The organism is Pseudomonas sp. HC1(2025) (genome assembly GCF_058742075.1).
Genome location: NZ_CP196017.1, coordinates 3315826 through 3342075, shown reverse-complemented (window position 1 = coordinate 3342075; position 26250 = coordinate 3315826). Strand labels below are relative to the sequence as shown.

General features: G+C 60.8%; 27 protein-coding genes and 1 pseudogene. 15 read left to right on the top strand and 13 right to left on the bottom strand.

What is annotated here, in order from left to right:
- Positions 1–35: 35 nt before the first annotated feature.
- Together ACSSVH_RS14970 and ACSSVH_RS14965 are read left to right on the top strand one after the other, a co-directional pair.
- Positions 36–413: pseudogene (locus ACSSVH_RS14970) on the top strand (methyl-accepting chemotaxis protein); the annotation flags it as partial.
- A 182-nt stretch (positions 414–595) separates the two neighbouring features.
- Positions 596–1633: a GGDEF domain-containing protein gene (locus tag ACSSVH_RS14965; protein ID WP_492633394.1), complete on the top strand. Its 1038-nt coding sequence runs from the start codon at positions 596–598 to the stop codon at positions 1631–1633.
- 352 nt (positions 1634–1985) lie between these two features.
- Here the strand turns inward: ACSSVH_RS14965 and ACSSVH_RS14960 are convergent, their stop codons facing one another.
- From ACSSVH_RS14960 to ACSSVH_RS14950, 3 genes are all read right to left on the bottom strand, one after another.
- Positions 1986–2606 (bottom strand): LysE family translocator, encoded by a 621-nt coding sequence (locus ACSSVH_RS14960; protein WP_492633393.1) that lies wholly within the window; start codon positions 2604–2606, stop codon positions 1986–1988.
- Between the two features lie 63 nt (positions 2607–2669).
- Positions 2670–3170: a P-loop nucleotide/nucleoside kinase family protein gene (locus ACSSVH_RS14955; protein WP_492633392.1), complete on the bottom strand. Its 501-nt coding sequence runs from the start codon at positions 3168–3170 to the stop codon at positions 2670–2672.
- Between the two features lie 90 nt (positions 3171–3260).
- Positions 3261–4178, bottom strand: a complete 918-nt coding sequence (locus ACSSVH_RS14950; protein WP_172311721.1) for a LysR family transcriptional regulator — start codon at positions 4176–4178, stop codon at positions 3261–3263.
- Positions 4179–4244: 66 nt separating this feature from the next.
- Here ACSSVH_RS14950 and ACSSVH_RS14945 point away from each other — a divergent pair, with 66 nt between their 5' ends.
- Positions 4245–4850 (top strand): LysE family translocator, encoded by a 606-nt coding sequence (locus tag ACSSVH_RS14945; protein ID WP_169956596.1) that lies wholly within the window; start codon positions 4245–4247, stop codon positions 4848–4850.
- Here the strand turns inward: ACSSVH_RS14945 and ACSSVH_RS14940 are convergent.
- Positions 4843–6369: an MFS transporter gene (locus ACSSVH_RS14940; RefSeq protein WP_492633391.1), complete on the bottom strand. Its 1527-nt coding sequence runs from the start codon at positions 6367–6369 to the stop codon at positions 4843–4845. The genes ACSSVH_RS14945 and ACSSVH_RS14940 overlap by 8 nt on opposite strands.
- Before the next feature lie 149 nt (positions 6370–6518).
- On the opposite strand from ACSSVH_RS14940, the gene ACSSVH_RS14935 reads away from it, so the two are divergent.
- On the top strand, positions 6519–7394 hold the full coding sequence (locus tag ACSSVH_RS14935; protein WP_169956592.1) for a LysR family transcriptional regulator: 876 nt from the start codon (positions 6519–6521) through the stop codon (positions 7392–7394).
- Positions 7395–7412: 18 nt separating this feature from the next.
- Here the strand turns inward: ACSSVH_RS14935 and dhaL are convergent, their stop codons facing one another.
- The 7 genes from dhaL to ACSSVH_RS14900 all read right to left on the bottom strand — a co-directional run bounded on the left by dhaL (position 7413) and on the right by ACSSVH_RS14900 (position 14799).
- Entirely contained in the window at positions 7413–8060 is a 648-nt protein-coding gene (gene dhaL, locus ACSSVH_RS14930; RefSeq protein ID WP_492633390.1) for a dihydroxyacetone kinase subunit DhaL, read from the bottom strand.
- Positions 8061–8063: 3 nt separating this feature from the next.
- Positions 8064–9065 (bottom strand): dihydroxyacetone kinase subunit DhaK, encoded by a 1002-nt coding sequence (locus ACSSVH_RS14925; RefSeq protein ID WP_169956588.1) that lies wholly within the window; start codon positions 9063–9065, stop codon positions 8064–8066.
- A gap of 156 nt (positions 9066–9221) precedes the next feature.
- Entirely contained in the window at positions 9222–10337 is a 1116-nt protein-coding gene (locus tag ACSSVH_RS14920; RefSeq protein WP_029293713.1) for an MDR/zinc-dependent alcohol dehydrogenase-like family protein, read from the bottom strand.
- 26 nt (positions 10338–10363) lie between these two features.
- Positions 10364–11119, bottom strand: a complete 756-nt coding sequence (locus tag ACSSVH_RS14915) for an SDR family oxidoreductase (RefSeq protein WP_169956586.1) — start codon at positions 11117–11119, stop codon at positions 10364–10366.
- 155 nt (positions 11120–11274) lie between these two features.
- The gene (locus ACSSVH_RS14910; RefSeq protein ID WP_169956584.1) at positions 11275–12282 is read right to left on the bottom strand and encodes a substrate-binding domain-containing protein; all 1008 of its coding nucleotides are present in this window, start codon (positions 12280–12282) and stop codon (positions 11275–11277) included.
- Between the two features lie 55 nt (positions 12283–12337).
- Positions 12338–13315, bottom strand: coding sequence for an ABC transporter permease (locus ACSSVH_RS14905; RefSeq protein ID WP_169956582.1), 978 nt, complete (start codon positions 13313–13315; stop codon positions 12338–12340).
- Entirely contained in the window at positions 13312–14799 is a 1488-nt protein-coding gene (locus ACSSVH_RS14900) for a sugar ABC transporter ATP-binding protein (RefSeq protein ID WP_170041173.1), read from the bottom strand. The genes ACSSVH_RS14905 and ACSSVH_RS14900 overlap by 4 nt, the downstream gene beginning before the upstream one ends.
- Before the next feature lie 282 nt (positions 14800–15081).
- Between ACSSVH_RS14900 and rpiB the strand changes: the two genes are divergently transcribed.
- The 3 genes from rpiB (at position 15082) to ACSSVH_RS14885 (ending at position 18574) form a co-directional block, all read left to right on the top strand.
- A complete protein-coding gene (rpiB, locus tag ACSSVH_RS14895; protein WP_029293723.1) occupies positions 15082–15543 on the top strand; it encodes a ribose 5-phosphate isomerase B in 462 nt (153 codons plus the stop codon).
- 63 nt (positions 15544–15606) lie between these two features.
- Positions 15607–16587, top strand: a complete 981-nt coding sequence (locus ACSSVH_RS14890) for a sugar-binding transcriptional regulator (RefSeq protein ID WP_029293725.1) — start codon at positions 15607–15609, stop codon at positions 16585–16587.
- A 424-nt stretch (positions 16588–17011) separates the two neighbouring features.
- Entirely contained in the window at positions 17012–18574 is a 1563-nt protein-coding gene (locus tag ACSSVH_RS14885) for a TerC family protein (RefSeq protein ID WP_169956578.1), read from the top strand.
- Here the strand turns inward: ACSSVH_RS14885 and ACSSVH_RS14880 are convergent.
- A complete protein-coding gene (locus ACSSVH_RS14880) occupies positions 18571–18933 on the bottom strand; it encodes a thioredoxin family protein (RefSeq protein WP_170041174.1) in 363 nt (120 codons plus the stop codon). The genes ACSSVH_RS14885 and ACSSVH_RS14880 overlap by 4 nt on opposite strands.
- Before the next feature lie 306 nt (positions 18934–19239).
- Between ACSSVH_RS14880 and ACSSVH_RS14875 the strand changes: the two genes are divergently transcribed.
- From ACSSVH_RS14875 to ACSSVH_RS14840, 8 genes are all read left to right on the top strand, one after another.
- On the top strand, positions 19240–20085 hold the full coding sequence (locus ACSSVH_RS14875; RefSeq protein ID WP_170057141.1) for a transporter substrate-binding protein: 846 nt from the start codon (positions 19240–19242) through the stop codon (positions 20083–20085).
- 52 nt (positions 20086–20137) lie between these two features.
- Positions 20138–20800, top strand: coding sequence for an amino acid ABC transporter permease (locus tag ACSSVH_RS14870; protein WP_169956572.1), 663 nt, complete (start codon positions 20138–20140; stop codon positions 20798–20800).
- Between the two features lie 12 nt (positions 20801–20812).
- Complete coding sequence (locus tag ACSSVH_RS14865) at positions 20813–21463, top strand: amino acid ABC transporter permease (RefSeq protein WP_057440845.1); 651 nt, start codon at positions 20813–20815, stop codon at positions 21461–21463.
- Positions 21460–22227, top strand: a complete 768-nt coding sequence (locus ACSSVH_RS14860; RefSeq protein WP_169956570.1) for an amino acid ABC transporter ATP-binding protein — start codon at positions 21460–21462, stop codon at positions 22225–22227. Before ACSSVH_RS14865 ends, ACSSVH_RS14860 begins: the two co-directional genes overlap by 4 nt.
- Positions 22228–22242: 15 nt before the next feature.
- The gene (locus ACSSVH_RS14855; RefSeq protein ID WP_032857221.1) at positions 22243–22632 is read left to right on the top strand and encodes a RidA family protein; all 390 of its coding nucleotides are present in this window, start codon (positions 22243–22245) and stop codon (positions 22630–22632) included.
- A 180-nt stretch (positions 22633–22812) separates the two neighbouring features.
- Entirely contained in the window at positions 22813–23577 is a 765-nt protein-coding gene (locus ACSSVH_RS14850) for an IclR family transcriptional regulator (protein WP_169956620.1), read from the top strand.
- A 17-nt stretch (positions 23578–23594) separates the two neighbouring features.
- Positions 23595–24803: an amino acid deaminase gene (locus ACSSVH_RS14845; RefSeq protein ID WP_169956568.1), complete on the top strand. Its 1209-nt coding sequence runs from the start codon at positions 23595–23597 to the stop codon at positions 24801–24803.
- Between the two features lie 117 nt (positions 24804–24920).
- Complete coding sequence (locus ACSSVH_RS14840; RefSeq protein WP_492633389.1) at positions 24921–25829, top strand: sugar kinase; 909 nt, start codon at positions 24921–24923, stop codon at positions 25827–25829.
- Positions 25830–25937: 108 nt separating this feature from the next.
- Here ACSSVH_RS14840 and ACSSVH_RS14835 read toward each other — a convergent pair whose 3' ends face one another.
- Positions 25938–26213, bottom strand: a complete 276-nt coding sequence (locus ACSSVH_RS14835) for a peptidylprolyl isomerase (protein ID WP_029293742.1) — start codon at positions 26211–26213, stop codon at positions 25938–25940.
- Positions 26214–26250 lie beyond the last annotated feature (37 nt).

Genomic DNA, 26250 nt, shown 5'->3' with positions numbered 1-26250 from the left:
AACAGATGGCCTTGGTGACCGACAGCATGACCGCGCTTGAATCGCAGTCGCAGTTGATCGGTTCCATCGTCGACACGATTGGCGCCATTGCCACCCAGACCAACCTTTTGGCGCTTAACGCCGCTATCGAAGCTGCACGCGCTGGAGTGCATGGGCGAGGATTCGCTGTGGTGGCGGATGAAGTGCGCAAGCTCGCCGGCCGTACCAGTGCAGCCACGCGGGAGATTAACGGCGTGGTCAGGCAAAACCGAGAATTGGCCGGCGCAGCAGCGTTGCATGTCCAGTGCAGCAGAGACCAAGCCGACGTTTTATTGGAACTGTCCGAACAGGCAGGTATGGCGATGGTGGCTATCCAGTCAGGCGCAAAGCAAGTCGTGAAAGCCATTGGCAGAGTCACCAGCGACCTGCATTGAATGCTCTATCTGCGTCGCGGTAACGCCTCTTCGTTGATGGTGAAAGCAATATGAAAGTTTTGCGTGCAGTCTTTTCCGATTGATAACAGGAGTATAGATGCCGAAATACACTTAAGTCATTGGTCAGGTATTGCTCACACGTTCACGTCACATTCAGGCCGTTTCGGAAAAGGAGTTTAGGGATGCCGGCGATTTTCAAAATCCGACCAAGAATGCGAACGCTGCTGTCACCAGCGGTTACCAAGATTGAAATGGCAGGAATTGTTTCCTGGCTTTGCGTTTTGCTGATTGAGCCTGCGACAACGTTAAATCTACCGAACCTATTGGTCACAACATTGTTGTTTGTTATTTGGTACGTCCATCGCGTAGTTTCTGATTTCCGCATATGGAGAATGCTCGGCGGCGTCTATATATTGATTTTGTCACTCGGCTTTGCATATGTGATTGACACCAATGTGCAGTTACGCGTCTTTACGCTGCCCCTTGCTGTGATCATCGTGGTAAGCAGTGCTATCTTATTCGTCACAGTTCAGGACTATCTTTTTTCTACATTACTGGTCTGGATGCTGATGTGGCCCACTTTGGACGTTGGCTTTTACCGGGGACTGGAAGTTTATGTGGTGATTTTTTGCGTTGCCTCCATGTCCATTGGTTTTACTCTTAGCTTTACCTTTTTAAGAAGCATGCGGTCGGTATTGTTGGTCGAAAGTGAGTTCAGGACATTGGCGGAGACAGACTTTCTCACCTCCTTACTTAACCGGCGGGCCTTTATAGAGACCTTAAAAAAGGCATTGGCTGAAGGTCCCAGCGGCTACTTCATAATGTTGGACATTGACGACTTTAAATTAAAAAACGATCAGTACGGTCACGATGTCGGTGACAAGATTTTGTGTGCCATGGCCGGGTGCCTGAAAACCACCGCTGGCAGCCACTGTGTCGGACGGATTGGAGGTGAGGAGTTCGGTGTCTTGTTGTTGGGCGAAGATGATGCGGTTGCTAATGAATATGCGTTGCGCCTGCTGGCCAACATCCGTAGCAGCGTATTGCCTCCGCATCAATTCACTTGCAGCGCGGGCGTCGCGCCGTTCCGAGCGACATCGGACATGTCAACGGTGCTCAAATGCGCCGACAGCAATATGTATAAAGCCAAGCATGATGGTAAGGATCGGGTGTTTCAGGATGGAAGGCAGGTCAAACCGCTACTTCCTGTAACTACGTAATTAAGGTTTGACTGGAGGACGTCTGTGAAAATCGTTTTCGAAGAAATCGAATCTCCCCCTTGCTGCTTGCTTACGCTGGGCACCTTCACTTTGATGTTCCATAACCGTTCTGAGGCTGAAAGCTTTCTGAAGCTTATTATGGGATGAAATACATCGCTTAGCCCCCATCGCTGAGCGTCTGCTTTTGGCCGTTTTCAGTCGGTTGTCACCGGCAGAAATCGGCCAAAAGCGGACAGTTATGCAGGGTTAGCAACCCTTCCTTGTAGCTTGATGGCGCCTACGAAACTAGGGGCGATTCAGCTTGCGTCCGCTTGAAGATCAATCTGTCCCGTTTTTGTTTTGTTGATGAGACTCACCCACGCCGCGCTATCAATAACATCGAGGCAGCTGCGGACAACAAACCCGCGCAGCAACGATTAAAAATCTTCTTGCCTCGAGGCTGGGTAAACCAGCGGCGCATGTGCAGTCCGATGTATGCGTAGATGCCAATGGCAATCCATTCCAATACCAGGAACAGCAATCCCAGCAGCGTCAACTGGGAGCCCACGTCTACCGCTGGGTCAACGAATTGAGGTAAGAACGCGGTAAAGATCAGAATGGCTTTGGGGTTGCCGGCGGCCACGAGGAATTCCTGTCTTGCCAACCCCCACAGTCCCACCTGAGGGGTTTCGGATTCGGCTGCTACTTGCGGTGCGGCGTTCCACAGTTGATACGCCAGGTAGAAAAGATAAGCCGCGCCAATTATTTTGATCCCGTAAAAGACTAGCTCTGAAGTTTGCAACACCACGGCCAAGCCCGCCGAGGCAAGTGCGATCATGATTGCGAACGCCAGCAAGCGACCTACGCCAGCCAGGCAGGATGTGCGATAGCCATAGCGGGTTGCATTGCTGATAGACAGCAGATTGTTGGGCCCTGGCGCCATATTCAGCGCAAAGCATGCGGGCAGGAATAACGCGAGTGTTGCCAAGTCCATATGCATCTCCAGAGTCGCTGTGCATCAATCCTATGTTTGAAGCTTTATAGACGCCATTACCCGCTAAGACAGTAATCGGTCGGTGATCATCGAGAGCGCTTGCGTCGGTGAAACCAGCGCAGTGTCTATGCAAAACGGAGCTTCTTCCCAGGCTTCGTATTCATGATCCAGCACAGACTGCCAGGTGGGTGGGATCAGCCCTGCAATATCACTCTTCCTGGTTTCCACCCGCTGCTGGTGTTCATTTTTATCAGAGCAAATCACTTGAATATTGAATAACTCGACACCCGCCTTTACGGCGATTTCGGTCCAGGCTATTCGGCTTTCGCTTACAGGGTTTACGCAGTCAACGATGACCGTGTGGCCAAGGCGAAGATTACTCAGGGCAAGTTCATTCGCGACCCTGTAGCCGCTGGACCCCACGTCTTGTGCAAGAACTGCGCAGTTGCGGATCGCTTGCTCAATCGTATCGATCCGCAGGTAAACGGCGCCGGTTTTAGCCGCTAGCTCCTTGGCGATTGTGGTTTTGCCGGTGCCGGGAAGGCCGCTGAATACGATAAGCACGGTATGTCCTTTTCTATCGCCTGTTATTTAGGGGCTTCGCGTTCGGCAAGTTGGCTAGTTCGCCGGGGTATGACTGAACACCCAGACATCTCACCCCACAGTTTGCAACCATTCAAGTAGCGCCATCTCCACGCTACCGGGCCTTGGCGCTGTAGGCGATAGCAGGCAGTACCGCGAGCCATCTTCAACAAAGCCCAATGGCGCGGCTAACACACCGCTTTGGATATCGTCGCGCACCAGGTGCCATGGGCCGATGGCTACCCCAAGGCCTGCAACGGCGGCCTGGATGCTGAAATAGAAGTGCTCGAAAGATTGCATTTCCATTTCTGGAGCAGGCAGTTGCTTTGCGTAAGCCCATTCGTGCCAAGCCGTGGGCCGGCTAGCTGTTTGCAGTAGCGGGGCAGAGGGGAGCAGGGATTTGCGATTTTTGCCAAACCACTGATCTGCCTTTTCTGGCCGGCATACGGGGCCGACCTGCTCTGGGAATAGCGTCTCGGTATGGTAGCCGGGAGGACAGGGAAAATCGTCGCGCCGGATGGCCAGGTCGATACCCTGGTTGAATGAAAAGGGGCCGCCGCCAGCAACCAGGTGAATGTCCAGGCCTGGGTGAAGGGTCTGGAAGTCGCTCCAGCGAGGAATCAACCAGCGCATCAACAGCGTGGGCTCACAGGACAGAACGAGCTGGCGAGCTCGACGGGCGTCGGTGCGTATCTCGCGTACGGCCTGGGTCATCAACCCCAGCCCTTCACTGGTGGCTTTTGCCAGGCGTCTTCCGGCATCGGTTAAAAACACCCTGCGACCACGCCGCTCGAACAGGTCGACGCCCAAATCCTCCTCAAGCAGGCGCACTGCGCGGCTGATGGCCCCCGGTGTCAGGTGCAACTCGTCAGCTGCGCGGGCGAAGTTTTCCAGGCGTGCGGCTGATTCGAAGCAGCGCAATGCCAGCAGAGACGGCATGCGAGTCTCAGAAGTCAGTGAGTTGTAGTCACCATTTTCTTCAGAAATCATCGTTTTTACCAAGGCATAGGATCTGTAAATATTGCCCTACACCACCAAGAATTCAAAGGGTACAGCATGGGCGAATGGATAGCGGTAATCACCATCACACTACTGGCGTGCATCAGTCCAGGGCCGGATTTCGCCATGGTGTCTCGCAACGGATTGCTCCTGTCTCGAAGGGCGGGCGTGCTCACCGCTGTCGGAATTGGCCTAGGGGTGCTTGTTCACGTGTGCTACACGCTGCTCGGATTGGGCTTGGTGCTGCAACAAACGCCTTGGTTGTTCAATGTGTTGAAGCTGGCTGGAGCGGCCTATCTCGTCTACTTGGGCATCAAGATGCTTCGTTCCGGGCCGGCCACTGAACCGTCGGATGCGCCACCGCCCGCCATGTCTGATCTGGGAGCGCTGCGTACGGGATTTCTCACAAATGCGTTGAATCCTAAGACATCGATCTTCATCGTCAGTCTGTTCATGGGAGTCGTACGGCCGGACACCGCTGTGACGGCACAAATCGGGTACGGGCTATTTATCGCTGGAGCACATGTGGTGTGGTTCAGCCTCGTCGCACTGTGCTTCTCCGCCGGGGCGGTGCGCGCCAGGTTATTGGCCGCGCGACAGTGGATCGACCGGATTTTTGGCGCATTGCTGGTGAGCTTCGGGATCTTGCTGACGCTCACTTGACTGGGGCTACGGGCTGCAGCAGCGGAATCGGATGCCTCATCAACAGGCCTACTACCAGCGCTCCCAGCAGGCTCAATAGCCCCGCCACCCACAACACCCTGCCAAACCCACCGACAAATGCCTGCCATGCCAAGGGTTGCATCGGCCCCTGCGCCGATTCCGGCAGCAGCGCCATGGCTGCTGGCATATCCCCGGCCACCACCCGCGAGGCAATCCCCGGTACCTGGGCCTGCCATTGCGCGCCGAGGCTGGCGTGCAGCAGATGCTCGCTATGGCTGGCCAGCAGCGCGCCATACACCCCAATCGCCAACATGATCGCGCTGAAACGCATGGTGGTACTCATGCCCGAGGCCATGCCCGCACGGTCCCTCGGTACGCAGGCCATGATGTTTTTCTGGGTGTCGCCATTGAGCAGGCCGGCACCGGCGCCGGTCACGGCTATCGCCAGGGCGAACGGCAGGTAACCGCCGACACTGACCGCCCAGGCGCTGAACAGGTTGCCGCAGCCCACCAGGGCCAGCCCGGTCGCCATCATGGTCGCGGGGGCGAAGCGGTTGGCCAGGCGTGCGCCGATACGCGGGCAGATCAGCATGGTCAGGGCAAACGGCAGCATTCCCAGGCCCGAGGCAATCGCAGAAAACTCCAGGCCGTTTTGCAGGTAGAACGGTAGCAGCGTCATCATCACCTGGGCGCACCCGGCGTAGGCAAACATCCCCAGCAGCGCGCCGATAAATCGCGGGTACTGGAACAGTTGCAGGTCTACCATTGGCCGGCGCTGCACGCGCTCCACCAGCACAAACAGGCCCAGCAGGAACGCACCGCCGAGCAGGCGCGCATAGGTCAGTGGGTTGTCCCAGCCGATCCGGTTGGCTTCGATCAGGCCCCAGATCAGGCACAGCAGGCTGGCGCTGAAGGTCAGGCTGCCCCAAGGGTCGAGGCGCGCCGATTGACTGTCGCGCGATTCCGGGATGGCATGCAGGACCAGCGCCAGCAACGCCAGGCCCACCGGCAGGTTGAGGTAGAAAATCCAGCGCCAGCCCATGTAATGGGTAATCAGGCCGCCGAGGGTTGGGGCGGCGGTCATCGCCACGCCCATGCAGGCCCCCCAGAACGCCCAGGCCTTGGCCCGTTCCAGTTCATCGTGAAAGGCATGGCCGATGGAAGCCAGGGCCGAGGTCAGCAGCAGTGCGGCACCGACACCCTTCACGGCGCGGGCAATATCCAGCAGCAGCACGCTGGGCGCAGCGCCACAGCCCAGGGAGGCGAGGATAAAAATACCCAGGCCCCACACCAGGGTCTTCTTGCGGCCGAAGCGGTCGGCAATGCTCCCGGCCGGCAACAGCAGGGCGGCGAAGGCCAGCATATAGGCGCTGACCACCCATTCGATATCGGCGAAATTGGCGCCCAGGTCGCGGGCAATGGTCGGCAGGGTCACCGCGACGATGTTGGTGTCGAGGACAATCAGCGAACAGACCCCGGAGGCGGTCAACAGGGTAAGGCGTGGGCTGACCCGACTCATGGCGTGATTACCTGGCAGGCAACAGGCAAGCTGGATTTGACGGGCATCATGAGGGTTCTCTACTGTGGGCGTCCCTGAGCTTAACGTCAACTTCCGGTGGTTCTGTTAGCCGAAGCCAAGCACATCATTACCTTTGAGCTAATCCTTATATGGAAATACGTCATTTCCGCTACTTCCTGGCCGTTGCCCGGCACCGCAATTTCACGCGTGCCGCCGAGCAACTGGATATTGCCCCGCCGACGTTGAGCCGGCAGATCCAGGATATGGAACGTGCCCTGGGCACGCGCCTGTTTATCCGGCGCCAGCGTGACGTGAGCCTGACCGAGGCGGGCAGCGCGTTGCTGGGTGAAGCCGAAAGCACCGTGCGCCAGTTCGAGTTCGCCCAGCGCAATGCCCAACGCGCCGGGCGTGGCGAGATCGGTCATATCGAATTGGGCTATGTCGCGTCGGCGGTGTATTCCGGGGTATTGCAACGCCAGGTGCAGGGGTTTTGCGCGCAGTTTGCCGATGTCAGCCTCAGCGTGCGGGAAAGCCCCATGGCGCTGTTGCCGGGGCTGGTGGCCGAAGGGCGCTACGACATTGGCTACATTCGCTCACCCATGACCTTGCCCGACGGTGTGGAGGCGCTGCGCCTGGGCAGTGAGGGTTTTGTCCTGGCGCTGCCCCAGGGCTCGTGGCTGCTGGGGTTGAAGGCGATCACCTGCGCGCACTTGCAGAACGAGACCTTCATCCTGCCCGAGCAAATCAGCGGCACCTTGCAGGTGGCCGCACAAGGCGGCTATGCCCCGCGCCTGGGACCGCAGCCGGGCGGCCTGGTGGCGGTGATTGCCCTGGTGTCGCTGGGGCAGGGCGTGGCGGTGGTGCCGGAGTCGGTGGTGGGGCATGTCAGCCTGCCGGGTGTGCACTACCGCACCCTCCAGGGCAGCGATGCATCGTCGTGGCTGTCGCTGATTTACCGGCGCTTTGAAAAAGCCCCGGCGGTGGCGCGGTACATCCAGCACATCAAGCAAAACCCCACCCCGTAGGCGCCGGCAATCCGGTTCCTACCGGGCCAGGCGCGGCTGGATCGAGTCTGCCAGTTGCGTGAGGATCAGGCAGCAGGACACCGCCCCGGCATCCAGCACCCCCAGCGAGCGTTCGCCCAGGCGGCTGGCCCGGCCGATCCTGGCCACCAGGTCCTTGGTCGAATCGCGGCCCTGGGAGGCGGCGCTTTTCATCGCGTCCAGGGCGTCGCTGAAGGACGCCCCCGCCGCTTGCGCCCGCTCAAACGCCTCCACCGCCGGGATCAAGGTGTCCATCAGGCACTTATCGCCGACGCCGGCTTCGGTGATGTCCTGCAATGAAGTCAGGCCACCGCGCAGCAGATGGGCGAAGGTGGCGGCGTCGATGTTGTCGCTGCCACGCACCTCGTCGGCCATGCCGATAAACAGGCTGCCATACAGCGGGCCCATGGAGCCGCCGATGCCTTCCATCAGGCTCAGGGTCAGTTCATCCAGGGCCTCGGCCAGGGTCAGTTGCCGGCCTTCGATCGTACGGCCGCAATGGGCAAAGCCCTTGGCCATGTTGATGCCGTGGTCGCCATCGCCAATCGCGCCGTCAACTTCGCTGAGGTATTCACGGTTGGCGACGATCACGCTGACCAGGTCGGTGACAATCGCGCTGCCGTCGTGGGTGGAAAAATGCTGGCTCATGGTTTATTCCGCCTGGGTCATGCCGATGGAGCGGCAAGGTTGGTCGATCAGGGTTTTCAGCTCGGCATCCAGGCCCAGCAGGGTCAGGGTCACGCCCATCATTTCCAGGGAGGTGAAGTAGTTGCCGACGTAGCAGCGATGGATCTTCAGGCCCTTGGCCTTGAGCTGGCTTTCGACTTCGGCGTAGAAGATGTACAGCTCCATCACCGGCGTCGCGCCCAGGCCCGAGACCAGCACCACCACGCTGTCATCCTGGCTGAAATCGCGGTCGGCGAGGATCGGTGCCAGCATGCGTTGAGCCATGGCCGCCGCGGATTCGATCGGGATCACCTCGATCCCGGGTTCGCCGTGGTGGCCGATGCCCAGTTCCATCTGGCCGTCCGGGATCTGGAAGTTCGGCTTGCCCACCGCTGCAATGGTGCAGGGCGTCAGGCCGATGCCGATGGAGCGGCAGTGATCGACCGCCTTCTGCGCGACGCGGATCACCCCGTCCAGGTCATAGTGCTGCGCGGCGGCGGCCCCGCCGATTTTCCACATGAAGATTTCCCCGGCCACCCCGCGCCGCTTGGCGATATCGGCCTTGGGCGCCGACGCCACGTCATCGTTGGCGACCACGGTGCGGATCCGCATGTCTTTGCTGGCGGCCATTTTCATTGCCAGCTTCACGTTCATGTTGTCGCCGGCATAGTTGCCGTACAGGCAGGCCACGCCGGCACCGTGATCAGCGACGCGAAACGCATCGAAAAAACTCTTGGCGGTGGGTGAGGAGAAGATTTCGCCGACGGCCACCGCGTCCACCAGGCCGGGGCCGACATAGCCTAGAAACGCCGGTTCATGGCCGGAACCGCCGCCGGTGACGATACCTACGCGGCCCTGGCCGGAGGGCTTGGCCTTGCTGATCACACGGGGGTTGCTGTCGCTTTGGCGCAGCTCCGGGTGGGCGACCAGAATGCCGCGCAGCATGTCTTCGACCACTTGGTCCGGATCGTTGATGACTCGATTCATAACGCGGGTTCCTGTTCTTGTTGTGAGCAACTAACTGTAGGAGCGAGCTTGCTCGCGAAAAACGTTAACGCTAACGCGGGCTACCTGGATGAGTGCGTCGCCCTCAGGTTTTTCGCGAGCAAGCTCGCTCCTACAGTAAAAAGCGGTTGGGGTGTTTTAGGGTTCGAGCACAACCTTCAAGGACTTGTCCCCGCGCTCCATCACCGCAAATGCCTCCTTGAAGTCCGCCAGCGCAAACTTGTGGGTGACCACGTCGCGCATGTCGATCTTGCGCTTGCCGATAAAGTCGATGGCCCGTGGGTACATGTACGGGCCCAGGTGCGAGCCGAGTACGTCCAGTTCCTTGCGGTCGCCAATGATCGACCAATCTACCGTGGCCTCGTCGTTGAATACGCTGAATTCGACGAAGCGCCCCAACTTGCGCAGCATCGCCAGGCCCTGGTTCACCGCCTTGTGGTGCCCGGTGGCTTCGATATAGATATCGCAGCCATAACCGTCGGTGATTTCGCGGATTTTCGCCAGTACATCGACCTCGGCCGGGTTCCAGACTTCGTCGGCGCCCATGCGCAGGGCCAGTTCGGCGCGTTCGGGTTTCATGTCGAGCACGATCAGGCGTTTGGGGTTGCGCATGCGCACCGCGCCGATGATCCCCAGGCCCAGGGTGCCGGCGCCGGCGACTACCACCACGTCGTCGAAATCCACATTGGCCCGTTCCGCCGCGTGCAGCGAGCAGGCCAGGGGTTCGATAAGGATCGCTTCGTCTGGCGCGATGGAGTCGGGTACCTGGTGGATGATGCCTTCCTTGGTGAAAATCATGTACTGGGCCATGGCGCCCTGGACGTTGTTCTGGAAGCCGTAGAGATCGTGTTTCTGGCACATCCAGTACTGGCCGTGGTTGCAGAAACGGCAGCCCCAGCACGGCACGATCTGCTCGGAAATCACTCGGTCGCCGACCTTCACCCCACGCTTCTCGGCGCCGGGGCCCAGGGCGACCACGCGGCACACAAACTCATGCCCGGGAATCATCGGCGGCTTGACGTAGCGCGGCTGCTCGGCGTCGCCCCAGAACGACGGTGCGCCGCGATAGGTCTTGATATCGCCCATGCAGATGCCGCACAGCTCGACCTTGGTCAGGATCTCGTCGGGGCCTGGCGTCGGTACATCGACGGTTTCCAGGCGATAGTCTTCCGGGCCATGGCAAACCACGGCCTGCATGGTCTTGGGGATTACCGGGTGGAGTTGTTCGGCGGTACGTTCGGTAGCGGTGGACATGACAGACCTCACGACGAATAGATGGATTACTGAATGCTGTAGCCGCCGTCGATCACCATATTGGCGCCGGTGATCATCTGGGCTGCGTCGCTGAGCAGGTACAACGCCAGCCCGGCGATTTCATCCGGCTGGGCAAAACGGCCCGCCGGGATCTGCAATTTGGCCCGTTCGCCTACTTCACCGGCCCAGGCTTTCTTGCCCAGGGCGGTTTCGACGATGGTGGGGGAGATGGCATTTACAGTGATGTGCGGCGCCCATTCCATGGCCAGGACCTTGGTCATGCCGACAATCGCGGCCTTGCTCGCGCAATAGGCCACATGCCGATCCAGGCCGATCACCGCCGCCTGGGATGCCAGGTTGACGATGCGCCCGCTGCCCTGGGCGAGCATGTGCCGGGCGCAGGCCTGGGCCACGAAAAAACTGGCCTTGAGGTTGATATCCAGGGTGATGTCCCAGGCGTTTTCGCTGACATCGATGGCCTTGTCGAGCATCACCACGCCGGCGCTGTTGACCAAATAATCCAGGCGCTTGAAGTGCGCGAACACGTAATCGATGCTGCTCTGCACCTGGTCGAGCTGGCGCAGGTCGACGGCCAGGCCCAGATGCCCGCTGCCCAGGCTGGCGGCCACTTCAACCACGGCCGGATCACGGTCGAGCAGGGCCACGCGCGCGCCACGCTCTGCCAGCAGGCTGGCACACGCCAGGCCAATCCCGGCGGCCCCGCCGGTGATCACGGCGCAACGGCCGGTGAGGTCGAAGGCTTGGTTCCAGAATCCAGACATTGGTTTAACTCCATTCTCTCAGTCGCTGGAGATTCAAAGGTGGGAGCGGGCTTGCTCGCGAAGGCGGTGTGTCAGTTGACACATCAGTTGGCTGACCCACCGCCTTCGCGAGCAAGCCCGCTCCCACATTTGGATAGCATTTATAGGTCGAACTGCTATTTAGTACCGCTGACCTGCTGGTACAGCGCATCCGCATTGGCATTGGTCACCGGCACCCACGGCAGGATGTAGTTCTTCGCGGTGCCGTCGCCCCAGGTCACGTCCTTGGCATAACGCTCCCAGATCACCGACTTGGGTTTGTAGTCCTTGCCCGCCAGTTGCCGCAGGGCCACGTCCAGTGCGCCCTGGGACTGGGCCTGGGCGTCTTGCAGGAAGGTGGTGACTTCGTCTCTTTTGGCCGCCTGGATGGCGTCGGGCATGCCGTCGATGGAGGTGACGGGCACCTCCTTGGAGGTCAGGCCATGGGATTTGAGGGCCTGCACGGCGCCCAGGGCCATGTCGTCGTTTTGCGCGATCACCCCGTTGATGCCCTTGGGGTGGGCGTTCAGCCAGTCTTCAGTCAGGGTCAGGGCCTGGGCGCGGTCCCAGTTGGCGGTCTTTTTCTCGATGATCTTGATTCCGGGGTGCTTGCCCAGCACTTCCAGCTCGCCCTTTTCGCGGTCGATCTGCGCCGACTGGCCGATCGGGCCCTGGATGATCACCACATTGCCCTTGCCCTGGAGCTTGTCGACCATGGCCTGGGCCTGCAGGCGACCGCCCTCGACATCGTCGTTGCCCACGTACGGCACGCTGGCATCGGCGACCTTGGTGTTGGAGGCGATCACCACCACATCATTGGACATCGCCTGCTTCACCGTGCCGACGCCGGCCTTGGTGTCGATGGGTACAAACAGGATCGCGTCATAGCGCTGGGTGACCATGTTTTCGATCTGGTTGTTTTGGGTCAGTGCGTCATAGTTACCGTCGAACACGGTCAACTGCACGGTGCCGTCCTTGACTGCCGGATGTTCCTTGAGCTCGCGCACCCAGTTCTGCATGAACTGGCCCTTGAGGCCGTACACGGCGGCGCCGACTTTGTAGGTCTTGCCATCGGCGGCCAGGGTGACGCTGCTGGCGAGCAGGGAGAGGGCCGCCACGGCGGCAAACGATGTAGCGAATTTCATGATGAGAACCCCGTTTATTGTTGTGGTCGTTCAGTTCGGTTCAGAGCAAAAGCGACTAGCGTTTTTTCTTGCGCCACACGTCGATCAACACCGCGAGCACGATGATCAGGCCCTTGGCGACCTGTTGGTAATAGGAGGACACGCCGAGCAGGTTCAGGCCGTTGTTGATCACCCCGATCAGCAGCGCGCCGAACAGCGTGCCGACAATGGTGCCGACGCCGCCGGACAAGCTGGTGCCGCCGATCACCACGGCGGCAATCGCATCCAGCTCATAAGACATACCCGCCTGGGGCAGGGCGGAGGTGGTGCGCGCGGACAGCACCACGCCTGCCAGGCCGGCCAGCAAACCCGAAACCACATACACCGAGAACGTCACCTTGCGCACGCCGATCCCTGAGGTGCGCGCGCTTTTTTCATTGCCGCCCACCGCGTACACATAGCGCCCGTAGGTGGTGTAGCGCAGCACCATCCAGAAAATCAGTGCGACCACGGCAAAGATGACGACCGGTACGCCAATCGGTCCGAGCTTGCCGATGCCCAGCGCCAGGTAGGCGTCCGGCAGGTCGGTGACCGGGCTGCCGTCGTTGAGGATAAAGGTCATGCCTCGGGCAATACTCAGCATGCCGAGGGTGGCGACAAAGGGCGGGATCGACAGGTTGGCCACCATGAACCCGTTGACCACCCCCAGCATCGCCCCGGCAAACATCCCGGCGCTGACGGCAGCGAGCAGGCCGTAGCCCTGGGTCGCGACCAGGGCGCTGCACAGGCCGGCGAAGGCGAGGATCGAGCCTACCGAGAGGTCGATGCCCTTGGTCAGGATCACATAGGTCATGCCCACCGCCAGGATGCCGTTGATGGATGTCTGGCGCAGGATGTCCATCCAGTTGCGCCAGGTCATGAAGTATTCGCTGGCAAACGCCATGACCACGCACAGCAGGATAAACACCAGCGGCAGGCCAAAGCGGTCGAGGGAAAGCCGCAGGCGGCTGCGCGCGGGGGTGGTCAGTGGCGTGGCAAGGGTTTTGGCGTTCATGAGGCAAGACTCAACAAGGCTTCCTGGGAAAGGGCGGTGTCGCTGCTGATAGTCACCAGGCGGCCGCCCTTGAAGACCGCGATACGGTCACTCAGGTGCAGCAGTTCCGGGGCCTCGGACGACACCACGATAGCCGCGCCACCGGCGCGCACGAACTGGTCGAGCAAGTGATAGATCTCCTGCTTGGCGCCTTCATCGATGCCCCGGGTCGGCTCGTCGCACAGCAGGCACACCGGTTGGGTCGACAGGCATTTGGCGAGCACCACCTTTTGCTGGTTGCCACCGCTCATGGACGCCACCGGCAGGTCCAGGGAGGTGGTCTTGATTTGCAGGCGCTTGACCATGTCCTCGGCCAGTTGGTTTTCCTTGCGCGCGTTGATCAGCGACCAGCTCGACAGCTGCTTGTACGCCGACAACGCGATGTTCGAGAGGATGCTGGAGCTGAGCACCAGGCCGCTTTCCTTGCGGTCTTCGGTGACCAGGGACATGCCGGCGCGGATGGTCGCCTTGGGCAGGCCGATGGGCATCGGCTTGCCTTGCAGGGTGACGCTGCCGGCGTCCGGGGTGGTCAGGCCGTAGATGCAGTTGAGGAACTCGCTGCGCCCCGAACCCATCAGGCCGTAGATGCCGAGGATTTCACCCTGGCGCAATTGCAGGCTGATGTCCTGGAACTCGCCGCTGCGGCTCAGGCCCTGGACGTCCAGGCAACACTCGGCGGCGCTTTCGCGTCCAACCTTGTGGTCGATGCGTGTCAGTTCCTGGCCGACGATGCCGCGCACCAGGTGGGCGCGGTCGATATCGGCCATGCGCCCGCTTTCGACGAAGGCGCCATCGCGAAAGATGCTGTAGTCGTCGGCAATCTGCGCAAGCTCGCTGAGGCGATGGGACACATAGACAATCCCGGCGCCACGGGCGGTGAGGCGGCGGATGGCCTTGAACAGGGTTTCGGCTTCGCGCTCGCCGATGGCGGACGTGGGTTCGTCCATGATCATCACCTGGCAGTCATGGCTGAATGCCTTGGCGATCTCCACCAGTTGGATCTGCGCCACGCTCAAGCGATGCATGGGCGCGCTGGCGTCGACCTCGAACTCCAGGCTTTCCAGGAGTTCGCGGGTACGCCGGTGCAGTTCCTTGCTGTCGACGATGCAGCCGGCGCGCCGAGGTTCGCGGCCCAGCCAGATGTTTTCGGCGACACTCATGTAGGGGATTGGCTCCAGCTCCTGGGTGATCATCGCGACCCCCGCCGCCAATGCTTCGCTGGGGCGATGGAAATGCACGGGGGCGCCATTGAGCAGGATGCTGCCGGCGTCACGCTGGGTGATGCCCATCAAGATACTGAGGAACGTGGATTTGCCGGCGCCATTGCCGCCGCACAGGGCATGCACACTGCCGGCCCGCAGCGAGAGGCGGCCGTCACGCAGGGCAGGGATGCCGGCGTAGGCCTTGGCGACGTGTTCAGCCTGGAGCAGTAATGGCGTGGCCATCGGCGTGTCCTCGTGCTGTGAGTTCTTATTAGGTACACAGTCGTGTTGCTGCGTGAGCATATGTGTATCAAATGAAATTCTGATCAGTCAATCTCTTTCATTGAAAACTTGTAATCGCCAAGGTTTTCTTGATGTATGGCGTTTTAGAGGGGTTTGACTGGAGGGTCAGTTAAAACGTGCTTGACAGTTGCGAGGGAATATCCGAGAAATGACTGATCGAAATTTCATCGAGTGATCATATGATCAGTCTTAAACTTCACCACGGCAGCGGAGCCTAATGCCATGAACACACCTTTTCCGGTGGCTATCGGATGTGACGAAGCGGGTTTTGAGCTCAAGGAGCTGTTGAAGCGCCATATCGAGGCGCTGGGGTATCCGGTGACCGACTTTGGCACCCATTCCACAGCGCCGGTGCTCTACCCGGATATTGCGCTGGCGGTGGCCACGGCCATCAATGCCGGGCAACAGCGCCTGGGGGTGCTGGTGTGTGGCACGGGCATCGGCATGGCGATATCGGCCAATAAAGTCTTGGGTATTCGCGCGGCCCAGGCCCATGACACCTATTCGGCGGAGCGCGCGCGCAAGAGCAACGATGCGCAGATCCTGTCCATCGGTGCGCGGGTGGTGGGGGCGGAGCTGGCCAAGAGCATCGTCACCGCGTTTCTGGCCTCGGAGTTCGAGGCGGCGCGGTCCGGGGCCAAGGTCGAGCGCATCAATGCCATTGAGCGTGATGGGCATCAGTAGTGGACGGAGCAGGGCAAGAGTCGGGAGAATGCGCCTTTGACGCCGAAACGGAAGCCCGTCCCCATGAGTGACAGTACCCTGCGCACCGCCAGCGATATCGATCTGATGACCGAAGTGGCGATGCTCTATTACCTTGAGAACGTCACTCAGGAAGCCATCGCCAAGCGCTTTGACCTGTCCCGGGCGAAAGTCAGCCGGCTGCTCAAGCGTGCGCGCGATGAAGGGATTGTCGAGGTGCGGGTGCTGCAGCATCCGGCGATGAACAACGAACTGGAACAGGCGCTGGTGGAGCGTTTCCAGTTGGATCGCGCGTTGATCGCGGTCGACCACAGCGACGCCGACACCCAGCGTTCCGCCGTGGCCAGCCTGGTGGCCAACTACCTGAACAAGACCCTGGGCGACGGCATGATTGTCGCCGTGGGCATGGGGCGCAATGTGGGGGCGGTGGCCGATAACGTGTTTTTGCCGGTGACGCGCAACTGCACGTTTGTCTGCGCCATTGGCGGTTCGCTCAAGGCCGGCGAATACATGAACCCCGACCATATCTGCCGCCGCCTGGCCCTGCGTTTTGGCGGCGAGAGCGAAAGCCTGTACGCCCCGGCGCTGGTGGCCAACCCGGAACTGCGCAGCGTGCTGATCAGCAACGACACCGTACGCTCGACCCTCGACCGCGCACGGCGTGCCGATATGGCGCTGATCGGTATTGGCGACATGAGCGAAAACAGCAACATGGTGCGCATGGGCTGGTTCTCACCCCAGGAAATCGCCCAGGCGCGCTTGTCCGGCACGGTGGGTGACATGATGGGTTACGACTTTATCGACATTCATGGCCAGCCGGCGGTCAACGCCATCCAGGGGCGGGTGATCGGCTTGACGGTGCAGGAGTTGTTCCGCATTCCCGATGTGGTGGCGATTGCCAGTGAAAACACCAAGGCCGCCGCGACCTTGGGGGCGTTGCGCTCGGGGGTGATCAATACCCTGGCGACCACGGTAACCAATGCCCACACCATCCTGGCGCTGGACGACGCTACCCGTAAAACCTGACCTGTCTCCTCTCAAAATATGGGCTCTGGTGTGTGTGGGGGGGGGCTGGCTTGTGTAGGAGCTGGCTTGCCAGCGATAGCATCGCCTCGATCTACCTGATACACCGAGGTGTCTGCATCGCTGGCAAGCCAGCTCCTACACAAGCCCACAGCACAGGCTTCTGGGGGCGGCTTTTACAGATCTTGTAATAGTTTTAAATTGTAGGAGATTTGTATTTCCGCTGTAGGATTAAAGTCCTTTTCTCACTGCAGGACTTGCATGAACACCCTCTCGGAGCCCCCCAGTCGTCTTTCCCCAAGACCGCTACTGCCGACGTTCCCGCTGAAACATCCTCTATTCAGACTGCTAACCTTTTCCCGGTCACCCGACCGCGTCTTGTTGTGCCCGGCATTCTGAAAATCAATAAAGAGACAGAGACTTCTATATGGAATGGTTAGCGGATCCAACGGCCTGGCTCGGCCTGTTGACCTTGATTGTGTTGGAACTGGTGCTGGGTATCGACAACCTGGTGTTTATCGCGATCCTCGCGGACAAGCTGCCGCCGGAGCAGCGTGACCGTGCGCGGTTGATCGGTTTGTCCCTGGCGCTGATCATGCGCCTGGGCTTGCTGGCGAGTATTTCCTGGTTGGTGACCTTGACCCAGCCGTTGTTCGAGGTGTTCGACAAGAGCTTCTCCGGACGCGACCTGATCATGCTGTTTGGTGGTGTGTTCCTGTTGTTCAAGGCCACCATGGAGTTGCATGAGCGGCTCGAAGGGCATGTCACCGAACGCACCGGCAATGCGGCCTACGCGATGTTCTGGCCGATCGTGGCGCAGATCGTGGTGCTGGACGCCGTGTTCTCCCTCGACGCAGTGATTACTGCGGTCGGCATGGTGGACGAGCTGGCGGTGATGATGATCGCGGTGATCGTGTCCATCGGCGTGATGATCGTGGCCAGCAAGCCGCTGACCCGCTTCGTCAACGCGCACCCGACGGTGATCATGCTGTGTCTGGGCTTCTTGATGATGATTGGTTTCGCCCTGACCGCCGAAGGCCTGGGCTTCCACATCCCGAAAGGCTACCTGTACGCGGCCATCGGTTTCTCGATCCTGATCGAGGTGTTCAACCAGATCGCCCGGGCGCGCCGCAAGAAGTCGGCGCAAGGCGTGCGGCCGATCCGTGAGCGCACTGCCCATGCGGTGATGCGCTTGCTGGGTGGTCGCAGCCTGGCGGTGGAAGAGGTGGGTGAGGACGTTACGGACCTGCTGGGCGACTCCCAGGGCAGTCAAGGCCCGCTGTTCGACCGCCGTGAGCGCGTGATGATCAGCGGTGTATTGCAGTTGGCCGAGCGGCCGATCCGCACCTTGATGACCCCTCGGGCGAATGTCGACTACATCGACTTGGCCGACGACCCGGAGACGATTCGCCTGAAATTGATGCACTCGTCCTACTCGCGCTTGCCGCTGATCCGTAATGGCGCGGTGGATGAGCCCCTGGGCTTCGTGCATAAGAAGGAGCTGCTCAAGGAGTACCTGGCCGGCAACGAGCCGAACCTCGAACACCTGGCGCGGCGGGCGATCAACCTGCTCGACAGCTTCTCGATCCTCAACGCCCTGGAGCAGATGCGCCAGGAGTCGACGCACATCGCCTTTGTGATCAACGAATTCGGCGATTTCATGGGGGTGTTGAGCATGACTGACATCCTCGAATCCATCGCCGGTGAGTTGCCCGATGCCAGTGAAGTCGAAGGCCCGGACATCGTCCAGGAGCAGGGCGGTTACCGTGCCAACGGTGCGTTGAACCTGAACCTGATTCGCCAGCGCACGGGTTTCCAGGCGGTGGCCACCGAGGATTACCAGACCTTGGCTGGCCTGGTCATGAGCCTGTTGGATCGCCTGCCGGTGGTGGGTGACAGCCTGGAATACGAAGGCTGGCGCTTGACGGTGGCGGCGGTGGAGGAGCGCCGGGTGACGCAGGTGTTGCTGATGCCTGTCACGGCGGGTTAACGGGGTTTTGCCCTTTTGGTTGGCACACCACGGGTGTGCCGCTCGAAGGTTCTCTTCAGGGTCTGCTCCTGGGTCTCCCAGGGGCCGAACCCCTTGAGCTTTTCGACCAGCCTGCCGTTTTTCAATATCAGCAGCGTCGGTGTGCCGGTCACTTCGGGATGCCGTGGGGTCTGGCTCGTATCGAGTACATAAAGCGCTGCCTGACGGCGATAGCGGCCGGCCACTTTGCGAAACAGTGGCTTGGCCGCGCCGCACGCCGGGCACTGGGGCGATACAAAGAGCATGAACACCGTGCGTTGTGTCTGCAGCGCCCGTCTATACGCATCTGCGTTGTCGATCAGCGTGTTGATCAGTCCCATGACAATCTCCTTATAGGCCGGTGGCCAAACCCTAAGCCGGGCGGGCCGGACGGTCTACTGTGAGAATTCACAGGTAACGCACCCAAATGTGACGGATCGCAACGGATTGGGGCGCACGGTAGCAGTGTGCCTGGTGTGACTGGCGCGGCGCTGGTTCGTCGATGCCTTGTTATCTGGCTGATTTAAAACACCTTTAACTCTTCAATATTTTTCTGTTACTGGCTGTGGCACACTTTCTGCTGTCTATTCCGTTGTTACATACCATGTTCCGGTATAGCGGAATACACAACTCCTGGAGTGCTTGTCATGCATCGCCGACCTTCCGTGTTTAAAGCCTGTGTTTTTCTGTTCGCCGCCTCGGCTTCCCTCGCCAGCCAAGTGCAGGCCGACAGCAAGCTCGACGATGTGCTCAAGCGTGGGCACCTGATTGTCGGTACAGGCAGTACCAATGCGCCGTGGCACTTCCAGGGAGCGGATGGCAAGTTGCAGGGTTTTGATATCGATATCGGACGTATTGTCGCCAAGGGCCTGTTCAACGACCCGAGCAAGGTCGAGTTTGTGGTGCAGTCCTCCGATGCGCGGATTCCCAACCTGTTGACCAACAAAGTCGACATGAGCTGCCAGTTCATCACCGTCACCGCCAGCCGCGCGCAACAGGTGGCGTTCACCCTGCCGTACTACCGCGAAGGCGTGGGCCTGCTGTTGCCGGCCAACAGCAAATACCAGCAACTCGAAGACCTGCAGGCAGCGGGCGACGACGTCACCGTGGCGGTGCTGCAAAACGTCTACGCCGAAGAACTGGTGCACCAGGCGCTGCCCAAGGCCAAGGTCGACCAATACGACAGCGTCGACCTGATGTACCAGGCCGTGAACTCCGGGCGTGCCGACGCCGCCGCCACCGACCAGTCTTCGGTCAAATACCTGATGGTGCAGAACCCCGGCCGCTACCGCAGCCCCACCTACGCCTGGAGCCCGCAAACCTACGCGTGCGCGGTCAAGCGTGGCGACCAGGATTGGCTGAACTTCGTCAACACGGCGCTGCATGAAGCCATGACCGGCGTCGAGTTCCCCACCTATGCGGCCTCGTTCAAGCAGTGGTTTGGCGTCGACCTGCCGAGCCCGGCGATTGGCTTTCCGGTGGAATTCAAATGATTGTTGAGCGCGCGGCGTCGCAGCGGGCGCCCCGCTCAAGGTACTGCCGACCATGAACTATCAGTTGAATTTTGCCGCAGTCTGGCGCGATTTCGACACCTTGCTCGCAGGCCTCGGCCTGGGCCTGCAACTGGCCTTGCTGTCGATTGCCATCGGCTGCGTGATCGGCCTGTTGATGGCTTTTGCCATGCTGTCCCGGCACCGTGCGCTGCGCATCCTGGCCTCGGTGTATGTGACGGTGGTGCGCAACACGCCGATCCTGGTGCTGATCCTGTTGATCTACTTCGCCTTGCCCAGCCTGGGCATCCGCCTGGACAAGATCCCCTCGTTCATCATCACCCTGTCGCTGTACGCCGGGGCGTACCTGACCGAAGTGTTTCGTGCCGGCCTGTTGAATATTCCCAAGGGCCTGCGCGAAGCCGGCCTGGCGATTGGCCTGGGGGAGTGGCAGATCCGCGCCTATATCACGGTGCCGGTGATGCTGCGCAACGTGCTGCCGGCGCTGTCGAACAACTTTATCTCGTTGTTCAAGGACACCTCCCTGGCGGCGGCGATTGCGGTGCCGGAGCTGACCTATTACGCCCGCAAGATCAACGTCGAAAGCTACCGGGTGATTGAAACCTGGCTGGTGACGACCGCGCTCTATGTGGCTGCCTGTTACCTCATCGCCCTGCTGCTGCGTTACCTGGAACAGCGCCTGGCGATTCGTCGATGAGAGGGGGTTTGCATGTATTGGCTGCATGAGTTGTGGATCGCCCGGGCAACCCTGTGGGCGGGGTTCCAGACCAGTGTGTATTGCTCGGTGCTGGCGATTATCTTCGGCACCCTGATCGGCATTGTCGCCGGGTTGGTGCTGACCTACGGCAAGTTCTGGATGCGCGCGCCGTTTCGTCTGTACGTTGACCTGATCCGTGGCACCCCGGTGTTTGTGCTGGTGCTGGCCTGCTTCTATATGGCGCCGGCGCTCGGTTGGCAGATCAGTGCGTTCCAGGCCGGCGCCCTGGGCCTGACGCTGTTTTGCGGCTCCCATGTCGCCGAGATTGTGCGCGGTGCGCTGCAAGCCATTCCCCGTGGGCAACTGGAAGCGGGCAAGGCCATCGGCCTGACCTTCTATCAGTCCCTGGGCTATGTGTTGCTGCCCCAGGCACTGCGGCAGATTTTGCCGACCTGGGTCAATTCCTCCACCGAGATCGTCAAGGCCTCGACCCTGCTGTCGGTGATCGGCGTCGCCGAATTGCTGTTGAGCACTCAGCAAGTGATCGCCCGGACCTTCATGACCCTGGAGTTCTACCTGTTCGCCGGCTTTCTGTTCTTTGTCATCAACTACGCCATCGAGTTATTCGGGCGCTACATTGAAAAGCGGGTGGCCTTGCCATGAATCAACCATTGCTCAACATCAGCGGCCTGCGCAAACAATACGGCGCGGTGGAGGTTCTCAAGGGCGTCGACCTGTCGCTGCAGCGCGGCAACGTGGTGACCCTGATCGGCTCCAGCGGCTCGGGCAAGACCACGCTGCTGCGCTGCGTCAACCTGCTGGAAGAGTTCCAGGGCGGGCAGATTACCCTCGACGGAGAGTCCATTGGCTATGCCGATGTTGCCGGCAAGCGCGTACGCCACCCGGAAAAACTCATCGCCCAACACCGCGCCATGACCGGCATGGCGTTCCAGCAATTCAACCTGTTCCCCCATCTGAGCGCGTTGCAGAACGTCACCCTGGGCCTGCTCAAGGTCAAGCATATGGGCAAGGACGAGGCAGTGGCCCTCGCGGAAAAATGGCTGGAGCGCGTGGGCCTGCTGGAACGGCGCAACCACTTCCCCGGTCAGTTGTCCGGCGGTCAGCAACAGCGGGTGGCGATTGCCCGGGCGATTGCGATGAACCCCAGCCTGATGCTGTTCGACGAAGTGACCTCGGCGCTGGACCCGGAGTTGGTCGGCGAAGTGCTCAGTGTGATCAAGGGCCTGGCGCAAGAGGGCATGACCATGTTGCTGGTGACCCACGAAATGCGCTTTGCCTACGAGGTCTCGGACAACATCGTGTTTATGAACCAGGGCCGGATTGAAGAGCAGGGGCCGCCCCAAGACATCTTCGAGCGCCCGCAATCGCCACGCCTGGCGGAATTTCTGAAAAGTATTCGTTTTTAATCAAGGAGCAACATTATGAGCATTACTCGTTACGGCGCCGGCAGCACCGCCGGTGGTGGCCAACCCCGTCCATTCGCCCGTGCGGTGGAGGCCGATGGCTGGTTGTACGTGTCGGGCCAGGTGCCGGCGGTGGAGGGCGAGATCATCAATGGCGGGATTGTCGAGCAGACCCACCAGACCATGAAGAACGTGGTGGCGATCCTTGAAGAGGCCGGCTACGGGCTTGAAGACGTGGTCCGGGTCGGCGTATGGCTGGAGGACCCGCGGGATTTCTGGAGTTTCAACAAAGTCTTCGGCGAGTACTTCACCCCCGAACACGCCCCGGCACGGGCCTGTGTGCAGGCGAATATGATGGTCGATTGCAAGGTTGAGATCGATTGCGTGGCCTACAAGAAAAAAGGCTAAATGCCCGATCTCAAGACCATTAAAAATTCAATGTGGGAGTGAATTCGGGTGGGAGCGGGCTTGCTCGCGAAAGCGGTGTATCAGTGCCAGATTTGTTGGCTGACACACCGCTTTCGCGAGCAAGCCCGCTCCCACAACAGCTCCGCCCCACGTGGACCTCTTACGCTGATGAAGACCGCCATGACCGAAGACACCATCAAACGCCGCGCCAAAGGCCTGGACCGGGCGTTCGATATCCTCGATTTTCTCAAGGAAGTCGGCCAGCCCCTGCGCCCCAACGATATTGCCAGTGGCATCGGCAGCCCCAAGTCCACGGTCTACGAACTGGTCGCCTCCCTGCTGGAGCGGCGGATTCTCGAAACCGTGGGCAAGGACGGGCACGTGTACCTGGGGCGTCAGTTGTACTTCCTCGGCCAGGCCCACTTGCGCCATTTCGACCTGACCCGCGAGGCCGATCACGCCTTGCAGGAGATCGTCAGCCAAACCCACGAGACCGCGCAGATGTGCCTGCTCAACGGGCGCAAGTACACGGTGGCGCTGATGCGCGAGGGCGAGCGGCATTTCCGGATTTCTTCGGATATCGGTGAAAACGCGCCGATTCCCTGGACCGCTTCCGGGCGCTTGCTGCTGGGGCATTTGAGCGACCAGCAGATCATCGACCTGATCGACCACGACGACTTTATCCTGCCGGACGGCCAGCGTTTACCCCTGGACACCTTCCTCGGGCAGATCCGCCAGGCCACTGTCGACGGGTTCTTTTCCTTCGACAGTGTTGCCGACACCTTTACCCACTGCTTTGCCGCCCCGGTGCGTGACGCCCAGGGCGTCGCCATTGCGACCCTGTGCATCGTCGCCCCACGGGCCGACGCCAAGAACAATTACGCCGACTACCGCCGGGTGCTGATCGAAAGCGCCAATAACCTGGCCCGTCGCATCAATGAATAGCGAAACGGAGTAACGCCATGTCTGCCTTCAATGCCGTTGAAAAAGGTGCCGCCGCCAGCGGTGCCCACCTGGTACGCGACGTCAGCCTGCCTGCCCTGGTGCTGCACCGCGCGGCCCTGGAACACAACATCCGCTGGATGCAGGACTTTGTCAGCAGCAGCGGCGCGCAACTGGCGCCCCATGGCAAGACCAGCATGATGCCGGCGCTGTTCCAGCGTCAGTTGGCGCAGGGCGCCTGGGGCATCACCCTGGCCACCGCCGTGCAGACCCGCGCGGCCTATGCCGGTGGCGTGCGCCGGGTATTGATGGCCAACCAATTGGTGGGCGCGCCGAACATGGCGCTGATCGCCGAGCTGCTGGCTGACCCCGGCTTTGACTTCCATTGCCTGGTCGATCACCCGGACAACGTGGCTGACCTGGGCGCGTTCTTCGCTGCCCGTGGCCTGCGCCTGAACGTGATGATCGAATACGGCGTGGTCGGCGGCCGTTGCGGTTGCCGCAGCGAGCAAGAGGTGCTGGACCTGGCGCGGGCAATCAAGGCCCAGCCGGCCCTGGCGCTCACCGGCATCGAAGGTTACGAAGGGGTGATCCACGGCGAGCATGCCGTCAGCGGCATTCGCGAGTTTGCTGCGTCCCTGGTGCGCCTGGCGGTGGATATGCAGAACAGCGGGGCCTTTGACCTGGGCAAGCCAATCATCACCGCATCGGGCTCGGCCTGGTATGACCTGATCGCCGAGTCCTTCGCCGCACAAAACGCCGAAGGGCGCTTCCTCAGTGTGCTGCGCCCCGGCAGCTATGTGGCCCACGACCACGGCATCTACAAGGAGGCGCAATGCTGTGTGCTCGACCGGCGCAGCGACCTCACTGAAGGCCTGCGCCCGGCCCTGGAAGTCTGGGCCCATGTGCAATCGTTGCCGCAGCCGGGGTTTGCAGTGATTGCCCTGGGCAAGCGTGACGTGGCCTACGACGCCGGCCTGCCGGTGCCACTCAAGCGCTACAAGGCCGGCGTGTTGCCTGCGGTGGGCGATGACGTGAGTGCTTGCAAGGTTACGGCGGTGATGGACCAGCACGCCTTCATGAGCGTGGCGGCGGGGGTTGAGCTGCGCATTGGCGACATCATCTCGTTTGGCACCTCGCACCCGTGCCTGACCTTTGATAAGTGGCAGGTGGGGTGTTTGGTGGATGAGCAGTTGCAGGTGATCGAGACATTGCACACCTGTTTCTAGACCGCGTCGCGGCCATCGCAGGCAAGCCAGCTCCCACATTTGAATGTGTTCACAAATCCCAATGTGGGAGCTGGCTGGCCTGCGATGAGGCCCCAAAACCCAGCCGAGAATCCGAGCATGACCCCACACCCGCGCATTGCCCTGATCGGCGAATGCATGATCGAACTGCAACACCGCGCCGACGGCAGCCTGCAACAGAGCTTCGGTGGCGACACCCTGAACACCGCCGTCTACCTACGCCGCGAGCTGGGCGCCAACAGCACGGTGGATTACGTCACCGCCCTGGGCGATGACAGTTTCAGCGATGCCATGTGCACGCAATGGGCCGCCGAAGGCCTTGGCCTGGACCGCGTCCAGCGCCTGCCAGGCCGCCTGCCGGGTTTGTATTGCATCCAGACCGATGCCAATGGCGAGCGCAAATTCCTCTATTGGCGCAACGAAGCGGCGGTGCGCGATTGCTTCACCACGCCAGGGGCCGAACCGGTCCTGGCCGCCTTGCCCAGCTACGATGTGCTGTATTTGAGCGGCATCACCCTGGCGGTATTGGGTGAAGTGGGGCGCGCACGCCTGCTGGCCATGTTGCTGCAAGCCCGCCAACGTGGCGCCCGGGTGGTGTTCGACAACAACTATCGGCCGCGTCTGTGGGCCAGTGTCGAAGCCGCTCATAAGGCCTATCAGCAGGTGTTGGCGCTGGTGGATATGGCCTTGCTCACGGAGGACGACGAACGTGCGCTGTTTGGCTATGCCGACAGCGAGCAGGTGTTCGCCGCCTACCCGGGGATTGATGAAGTGGTGCTCAAGCGCGGGGCGGATGACTGTCTGATTCGCCGGGGCAGCGAGCGTTTTGCGGTGCCGGCGGTGGTGGTAGAGAAGGTGGTGGACACCACGGCGGCGGGGGATTCGTTCAGTGCGGCGTATCTGGCCAGCCGGCTCAGGGGTGGGTCGCCACAAGAGGCGGGCTTGGCGGGGCACCGGTTGGCGAGCCAGGTGATCCAGGTTCCGGGTGCGCTGATTCCCAGGCTATAAGGCCGCCTGCGGCGGATCGCGGGCAAGCCCGGCTCCCACATTTGGCCGGGTTCACATCTCCAAATGTGGGTGCTGGCTTGCCTGCGATAGCGGCCTTGAGCCAACCCCTCAGTCGCGGTAGAACACCTGCACCAAGTGATACCCAAACTTGCTCTTGATCGGCCCATGCACCACCCGCAGCGGTTTCTTGAAGATCACCGCATCAATCACCCCCACCATCTGCCCCGGCCGCACTTCACCCAGATCGCCGCCGCGCTTGCCGGACGGGCAGGTGGAGAACTTCTTGGCCAGCACATCAAAGGCTTCGCCCTTGGCAATACGCTGCTTGAGCTGTTCGGCTTCTTCGCTGGTCTTGACCAGGATATGGCGGGCTTGGGCTTTCATCGGGCAGTTACCTTGCAACGGTCGGGCTTGAAGGCGC